The sequence below is a fragment of the Bartonella sp. AA83SXKL genome, from assembly GCF_042196965.1.
Taxonomy (GTDB): Bacteria; Pseudomonadota; Alphaproteobacteria; order Rhizobiales; family Rhizobiaceae; genus Bartonella.
The window spans coordinates 1-3,128 of record NZ_JBHIRG010000062.1 but is presented as its reverse complement, the minus strand read 5'-3'; the positions used below and the strand labels follow the sequence as shown (position 1 = coordinate 3,128).

At 44.9% G+C, this 3,128-nt stretch carries 1 protein-coding gene; it reads left to right on the top strand.

Going from position 1 to position 3,128, the window contains the following annotated elements; translation table 11 throughout:
- A partial coding sequence (locus tag ACFINO_RS09455) for a hemagglutinin repeat-containing protein (protein WP_375655551.1) occupies positions 1 to 3,128 on the top strand: 3,128 nt, incomplete at both ends.

The window sequence follows — 3,128 nt, the reverse complement described above, 5'->3', positions numbered from 1 at the left end:
AGCGTGACGGGCAATGTGACCAACAACAAAACGGGCTTAATTTATGTGAAGGGCAATGGTGCTTTACAAGTTGATGGGGCTTTGCTCAATGATTTTGGCACCATAATGACAGAAGGTGATTTATCTTTCACCAATGCAGAAGGCACAGGAAAAAGCCTTTCCCTTGTTAACAAAGCGGGCTTTATTCAAGTTGGTGGAAACTTAAATATCCAAACCAACACCCTGAAAAACGAAGCCGATAGCACGCCTGTCATCACAGAAAAAACGGAATATAGCGATATTTCTTTCCAAAAACCAGAACGCTTTGATTCAATTGAAAATGCGATTTTGTATCATACAACAAGTATAGCAAATGAGTTGGGGATAGAAATATGGGCCGTTTCCTATGAGGAAGTTGAATGTTCGGGAAACACATGTGATTTTCACTTTAAAAATTCTTTGCCCAACAAAGAGGCAACTTATGGTAAGATAACTTTAGAAGATGGGATAGTATACAAGGCATTTACTTGGAATGAAGAGAGTGAAAGTTCGGTTTTTTTTCAAGGGTACCGATGGAATAATTTATCTCACATGATACAGAAAACTGTCACGCAAGAATTTTCGCCTACTCGTCAAGGAATGATACAGTCTCACGGCAATCTTATTATTAACGCTGATACCATTGACAACCATTATAGCATTATAGAAGCAGGGGGAAACGCCGATATCCACGCCAATGTGCTGACCAATTTAGGTGCAACAGCTTATAAAAACACCTATATGGGTTGTCAGGCTAATACGGATGCTTATTGTTATGCTTATAACGCTGATGGAAGCCGAAATGTTGCTTTAGATATAATAAATAATGATGGTTTTCGCCATATCAATTCAGAAGTTCTCGATACTGTTCCTGGTCTTGTTCAAGCGGGTGGCATTTTGAATTTGGTGGTCGATCAACTCCACAACGAGGCAGCGGAAGGTTCGATTACAGGGGATGCGCATTTTGAGGCAAAAACCGTTGGAGGCAATCCACTGGAGTCCTTAAGTGGTTTGCCTGGAGCTGGCGCTCTCTTTACACCAAAAGTCGATCTCAATAATGCGGGGGAACTTGCTGAGGGGCTCCCTTTACCAAAGCCCCAATCGGGGGGTGTTGGGGGCACGCTGCCCAATCAAAATTTCATTTATGAAACGCGGGCAGAATTCCTTGATGTCGGCAAGTTTTATGGCTCAGCCTATTATTTGAACAGAATTGGTTATAATCCTGACAGAGAGATTTTTTTCTTAGGTGATGCCTATTTTGAAAAGCAGCTGATTGAGAAACAAATGCGTGATCTTGTTGGTCAAGGTTTGGGCAAAGGTTCCTTTATTCCTGGAAGTGATGCCATTGAACAAGTCAAAACTTTGCTAGATGGTGGGGCAGATTATGCAAAAGCACACAATCTCCCTTTTGGTGAGGCTTTGAGTGAAGAACAATTGGCGTCCCTAGAAGCCCCGATGGTGATTTATGTGCGCCAACAGGTCAAGGGCATGGATGTTTATGCACCGGTGCTTTACATCCCTGAAAAAGACAGAGCCTCCTTTGTTTCTGCTGGGGCTTTGATCATGGGCGATGATGTCAATATCACCAGCCAAAATACAAGCAATTCCACAATAACCAATTCAGGGCGGATTGCGGCAAACCACCAATTGCATGTGCATGGTGGGGATATCCTCAGTCAAGGGGGGCATTTTGCTGCTGGTGGGGATGCTGTTATCCTTGCGGAGAAGAATATTCGTTTGGACGCAGGGCGCACAACGGTTGACGGCGTGGAGACCGTATTAAACACCGAGGCGCTTTCTGCTGGGGGTAATGCAACGGTGATTGCTAAACAAGATATTACCGCCTCAGGGGTGGGGATCAGCACCGGAGGTGATCTTGCCATGGCTACAGAAGAAGGCAACTTGACGATAGGCTCAGCTGCAACGCATCACCATAAACAGTATAGTGACTCCATTATGCACCATAAATCTGTGTTAAACTCTGGAGGCTCGACGACACTTCTCTCTGGAAAAGATTTGAATATTTTAGGCTCTGATGTTCAAGCGCATGATGATCTTTACTTACAAGCAAAAGAAAATGTTTCGATTGATGCTACACGCAACAGCATGGACAATCATCGCGGGAGTGAAACCTCCCATGTCGCCTTGCACAATGGCTCTCATTTAAGTTCTGGAAAAGATACCACTGTCATCTCGGGTCAAGATATCCATATTGCTGCTTCCGATATAGATGCGAAGGACAATGTTGCTCTTGGCGCACAAGGGGAGATAACAATAGGGGTGAGAAACGATGAAAGAGATTATCATTTTCAGAGCAGCGACTTTAGTGTTGATAGGCAAGAGTCTATTTCTCGGGGTTCTTCGATAAAATCTGGGGGTGATACCACTGTTGTTGCAGGGCAGGATGGGAAACCGCATGACCTTAGCATCACAGGCAGTTCCGTTGCGGCTGAGGGCAAGGTAGGGCTGAAAGCCAGCAACGATGTCCTGATCACCAATGCAGAGGATAGTTCACACCGTGAGATATCTAGCTACACAGATGGCGGTTTTTTTGGGGGAAGCTCATCCTATCATGAAACTTTTGGAGCTACCCAAGTGGTAGGTTCAAGTATAGCAGGAGAAAAAGGCGTTGCCATTGAATCTGGAAACAACACGGAAGTTGTCGCCTCGACGCTCGTAGCCGGTAAGGCAGAGGAAACGTCAGGAGAGAAAGCACCAGGAGAACAGAAACAAGCGGATATTACCATTCACTCTGGGGGAAAGATTACTATCAAAGGCGCCCAAGAACACTTGGATCAGCAAGCACAATCGTCATCAAGTGGCTTTTTGCATGAGAAATCGTCCGATACATCTCAATCGCATACCACAACGGTTTCCTCTATCCTTGGGGCGACGGGAAACATCGTGTTAGACGCACAAGGAGAAGCCAAGATTTCTGCTTCTCATCTTCTTTCCGGTCAAGATATCAATGTGAGCGGAGAAAGTGTGACGATTGATGGCATGACAGATCATCATAAAAGCCATTCAGAGGAGCATGAAACAGGTTTTGGTGTGGGATCAGGTAAGGGCTTTGTGTCGATATACGGGAGTGAGGGAAAGACAGAAAATGA